Origin of the sequence: Acetobacter lambici (assembly GCF_011516885.1) — a bacterium.
Classification (GTDB): domain Bacteria; phylum Pseudomonadota; class Alphaproteobacteria; order Acetobacterales; family Acetobacteraceae; genus Acetobacter; species Acetobacter lambici.
The window spans coordinates 1-4,937 of the sequence record NZ_WOTD01000083.1 but is presented as its reverse complement, the minus strand read 5'-3'; the positions used below and the strand labels follow the sequence as shown (position 1 = coordinate 4,937).

Below are 4,937 nucleotides of genomic sequence, written 5' to 3'. Positions count from 1 at the left end.
CACGTGTCAGAATCTGAAAAATCCTCATGGAAAATTCAAGGACTATACGTGCTCCCATGGTGGCAGTTTATGATCAGGCCAGTTCTGAAGCAGACATTCGGCTTCCCCCCCATTGCAGACTAACGGCTATTCTTTCGTATTAGACAATTTTGAGTTTATTAGACCTTCCAACCTCGCTTCCCTCGCCATGCCTCATTAATCAAAGCTGCCAGAACCCCTTGATCAGTTCTGGAATAGATCAGATCAGGATGCTTTGTAAGAAAGTAATAAACTGACTGCATGTCCGCGTGTCCCCAGTTCGGCCGGTCATCAATAAACTGCCTCAATCCATCAAGGGCATCCTGATTAATATCTTCAACACGTCGCCGAAAAGCACGATACTCCTCACTACTCTGGCAGTTTTCAGCCTCACGCTCCATCGACATCAATGGGGCAAGAGTTGCAATCAACTGCTCCATTTCCATCACATCATCTTCCATCACGGCCTTCTCCTGTCACAAGCCCGGCTCGGCGTTACGGCTTCTGCCTCTATCTCGCACCTGCTCCTGTTGCCGTGCATGCTTTTCCTTCTGATCACGCTTCAGACCATCAACTGATTTCTTGATAGATTCAGCCATATTCTGGGTCTGGTAAGCCTGTCGACGGAGTTTGCGGCTCACATCATCCCATTGTTCAGGCGTTATCGCGCGTAATCCCCGGCTCGCCTGTCGTGCACGTTGCTTCTCCCCAGGAGACTTTCCTTCCTGCCTTGCCTTCTCATTGACATGGGCCTGTGTAATCCAGCGCCGCAGATCATCCTGATACTTCAGTTCAACGCCTTCCAGATCAATTGCCAGAGCCTTATATGGGTGCTTACCCATATCACCAGCAATACGGTTCAGAATATCCTCAATCGTGACGGGCGTCTTATCTCCCAATGCTCGGGAAAAGGTTTCCGCTTCCGTAACCGGAGCTTCAGCGATCTTCGTCCAACAGGTCAGAACGTGACGGCTCTCAGCCACATAGGCCGTGAACCCCGTCATTGCCGTTGTGCCGCGTGGCATGGCGTTAATATGTTCGTCTGAAGTAATCCCTTGGGCTGCATCAATGGTCATAGCATGACCAAACCCTAACTTGATCCGCCCTGTTTTCCTGTCGGCCAAACGGTCCCATGGAACGAAACCTTCGACGCCCTGACTATTCTTCAGAACGATACCTTTGTCATTCCATCCTTTGACATCGACAAAATCACCATTGTTGCCCAACTGGCGCCAACGGTTGCGATCATTCGTTCGCACCAAACAGTTTGTCCGTGAAAAAAGACGAACCCTATCGCCAACTGAGAGGGGTAAATCATATTCCTCATCTCTCTGGTCTATGGCAGCCCGAACGATCTCTTCTTTTCCAATTTCACCTCGAATACGCAGTCTTTCACGTACAGCAATACTGAGGGCCATGACATCTTCATTGGTGGGAGCTGACATTGTAATGCCACGCTTTGACCCTGCCGCCGTCAGCATGTCACGGCGTTTAAGGTAGAAGTCCGCGATATTTTCCACGACCTGCGTATGATCACCCCCGACAAGACTGAAGGTGCCGTCCTTACGCTTCATGTCTATCGCCTGTCGCGCACGCTGGGTGTCCTGCTCTTTCTGCTTTGCTTCCGAAAGCGTCAGATCACGGCCGGGGCTTCGAAACAAACCTGCAATTTCACGTCCGCGGGCCGTTTTCTGGCGAACCGTGCTGAGAAGTGCCGGCTGTGCTTCTTTGGGGAGCACACGCATGAGCAGCTCTACAGCATCACCTGCCTCAATCGCCTGCGCCTGTTCACGGTCCGCCAGAATACGCAAGGTGAATCCTGCTTCCTGTTGATAACGCAGGATCTGTAACATCTGACCTGGTGCAATCTGGCTCGCTTCATCCAGGACCAGAACGCTATCCGGGTCGAGGCTAAGGCTCCCATCCTCAATTTTTCTCAGAAGGGGCGCAAGGGCATGGCGTTCTTCGATGCCTGCATCCGACAGGGCGTCAGCCTGACGCCATGCCAGCGCTGCTCCGACCATGTGCCGCCCATCCTGTTTCCATGCATCCACCAACGGTTGAAGCAGGGTGGTTTTCCCTGCCCCGGCAACACCCGTCAGAAAGGCAAGCTGGCCAGCCTCCCCCATTGCATAGATGGCAGCAAGCTGTGCCTTGCCATGGTCCGGCTCGCGCTCAAAATCCAATCCCGAACGCGCAATTGCCGCCGCAATCTGCTCGCTCGACAACACCCCTGTTTGTGTTCTGGACGCGAGGCCAGCCAGATCAGCCATTTCCTCTTCAAGCGCCACCTGAGCCGTGGTCGCGACCTGAACCAGACGGTCGCGTTCCTTTTCAACAAACAGGACCATCTCACCATTCATCATGATGCCCCGTTCTTTAATCATCTCCGCCACACGGTCGATATCCGCACTGGATGCTATCCCTGACGCGATCAGGCCATGCGCCGCGTGAACTCGGAACATGTTCTTGTCCAGCACGGCTGCAGTACGAAATTCCTCAGCAAGCAGTCTAGCGGCAACCTCGTATGCCTTTTCAAACCGTTCCTGTTGAGATAGTTCCCGAGGCTTCTCATCAGTGAGAACGGTCTTATGCTCCCAGCCCATTTCTCTGGCCTGCTCGCGCCATATCTCCCGGTCATTTGTTCCATCGTATTTTTTGGAACGATACGCCAGATTGGCCTGATGCAACACCTTGAACTTCTGGTCAGCCGTCATAGTGTTCCAGTTACCACCCTGACGTTTCACAAAGGCCTTGGCCTGCTGTTCTGCCTGTCGTGATCGTTTTGAAAAAGCCTCGCAGGCCTCCTTGGGGATAGCTTCAATGACGACTGCTTTTCCACGGGCATCTGGGGCAACCTGTACACCAAGCTTACGCAATTCCTGCGCCAGCTCCGCCTGGAAATACGCCCCATAAAGATGGGCCGTAACATTCGTCAGGCGCGCACTGTCCAATGACCCAAGGTGCCCGCTCTCGGCAGCCACAGCGTTAAGCATGACGTTATGGATGTGCGCCTGCGGATCACCGGGAACCGGTATTTCCACCGATGCAGTCGCACCCGCCTCACCATCCTGAATATGCAGCGCTGGACGGGCGGTATAATGACGGAAGGAAATCCATGCCACCTCACCTTCCTCTTCAAGACCTGCCCCTGCTTTCCCCCGGCGTGCAATGCCAATCTCGCTACCAATTAAAGCCAGCGCCCGATCGTTTGCGAGATGGATAGCCTGCCAGATCAGGGCCTGCTCCGCTTTGGTCTCAGCAAACTCGGCCGCGAGTGTAACTGACTTATCCGGCGAGGCTGTGAAGTCAAAACCCGATATTTTCCGACTGGCATGGTCTCCAGCCCATTTTTCACCCGTATCGGCCCTCTTACACTCAAAAAGGCGCGCCAGTCCCTCATCAGTGGGAGGCTTGGTTGTATCAATGCCTAACTGGTCGGCAATCCTGCCGCCGATATGAGGAGCCCACGCGCCCTTGCCCTCACGGCCAGTGTAATAAGAATTGAGCCGTTCGCCGCTTTCCGTGTTTTTCTCCAGATCACGGTCGGTCCGCACATCGTTTTCTGGCTCCAGCTGATGTTCGCGCAGATATGCGACAATCAGTTTCCCTGCGCCTTCTGCTGTCAGCTTACGGAAGGTAATCATGACGCGCCATGATCTCTGGTGACTTTAACCAGGTCGTCGACCGATGCTTTTACACCACTCAGCGTGTCAGAAAGCCCAGAAATAGCATTGGCCATTTGAGCGAGGGCCTCAGAGATCTTCGCACTTTCGTCATCATCGTCTGCGGGACTGACCAGCTTAAGGATATCTTTGATATCCTTCCCCATGACATCGCCCTTTGACAGAAGGGTCACCAGAAGATCCGCTATTTTTTGCTGACCTGAATCCACCACGTCCAAAGCTCCATTCCAATAAGATGGAATGAGTATGGCCGGTTCAGTTGTGAATACGGTTCTTCAGTCCGTTCTGGAGACGAGAACCTTGCGCGAACGCCTTGCTTCACTCACAAAAGCATCCCTGATCGTGCGGTACAGCGATGGCGGCAGAACGCCGTAAGCGACCGTAGATCGGTCTTTTCCGATTGGTCTGAGGTCCGGGCCGGGCCAGATAAAATCATTTGCCTCGGTAATGACGACCCACGATCGCGCATCATCCAGTCCAAGCCTCTGCTTGGTGGCGTGTGGAAGTTCGATGGCGGTTTGCCCGGCTACAGGGGGTGAGTGTGTAACAGGCAGGACAATGACCCGTGTCAGGCCCGCATCATTCTGGGTTGTGAGAATGATGGCACATGGACGATCCTTTCGGCCTTCCTCCTGCCCTTGATCTGCTTCCCGACGCCACAGGTAGGAATACCGAATTACAAGTCCCGGTATCGGGTCCGGGAAGCTCACTGGTTGCTGATCTCTGCATCCAGGTGGGCATAACTATCTGGCACCTCGGTCGCTGCGATAGCTTCAATATCCATCTCGCTCAATTCGTTAGGCAGAACAACACGGCGGGATCTGGCGAGCAGCCTCTGGTATTCAGCAGCAGACAGCACCACCAGCCTGTCCTTCCCATTACGGGTAATCGTTACGGCTTCTGATAGGGCCTGATCGGTCATGATGCCATAATTGCGGATGAACTCTGCACTGGAAACACGCACTGTCAGCTCTCCTACTGGTCAGATGTAAGGGTATGTAACTTTCGCATTATACGAACCTTACAAACCATAGACCAGCGCAATTTCTTCGTTCCTCATGATGTTTTTTTAATCCTCCTGAGTGGCCCCGCAGGGGCCGCACCCAAAAGGGTGCATTTGTATATGGAAAAGTTTTTTTGTTGAGACTGATGTGATGTAGACCTGATGTATTGCGACAGCAGAAGCGAGAATGAGTTGATGTAAGACTGATGTCTTGATATAGGTCTTGCGCA

5 protein-coding genes are annotated in these 4,937 nt (G+C 53.2%); all 5 read right to left on the bottom strand.

Annotated elements, in window-relative coordinates; all coding sequences use genetic code 11:
• Window positions 1-158: 158 nt before the first annotated feature.
• Window positions 159-482 (bottom strand): hypothetical protein, encoded by a 324-nt coding sequence (locus tag GOB86_RS14660; RefSeq protein ID WP_165993363.1) that lies wholly within the window; start codon window positions 480-482, stop codon window positions 159-161.
• Between the two features lie 12 nt (window positions 483-494).
• Entirely contained in the window at window positions 495-3,665 is a 3,171-nt protein-coding gene (mobF, locus tag GOB86_RS14655) for a MobF family relaxase (RefSeq protein ID WP_165993361.1), read from the bottom strand.
• On the bottom strand, window positions 3,662-3,916 hold the full coding sequence (locus tag GOB86_RS14650) for a hypothetical protein (RefSeq protein ID WP_165993359.1): 255 nt from the start codon (window positions 3,914-3,916) through the stop codon (window positions 3,662-3,664). The genes mobF and GOB86_RS14650 overlap by 4 nt, the downstream gene beginning before the upstream one ends.
• Window positions 3,917-3,979: 63 nt before the next feature.
• Window positions 3,980-4,414 (bottom strand): growth inhibitor PemK, encoded by a 435-nt coding sequence (locus GOB86_RS14645; protein WP_165993357.1) that lies wholly within the window; start codon window positions 4,412-4,414, stop codon window positions 3,980-3,982.
• Window positions 4,411-4,668, bottom strand: coding sequence for a type II toxin-antitoxin system Phd/YefM family antitoxin (locus tag GOB86_RS14640; RefSeq protein WP_198912057.1), 258 nt, complete (start codon window positions 4,666-4,668; stop codon window positions 4,411-4,413). Before GOB86_RS14640 ends, GOB86_RS14645 begins: the two co-directional genes overlap by 4 nt.
• Window positions 4,669-4,937: the final 269 nt, after the last annotated feature.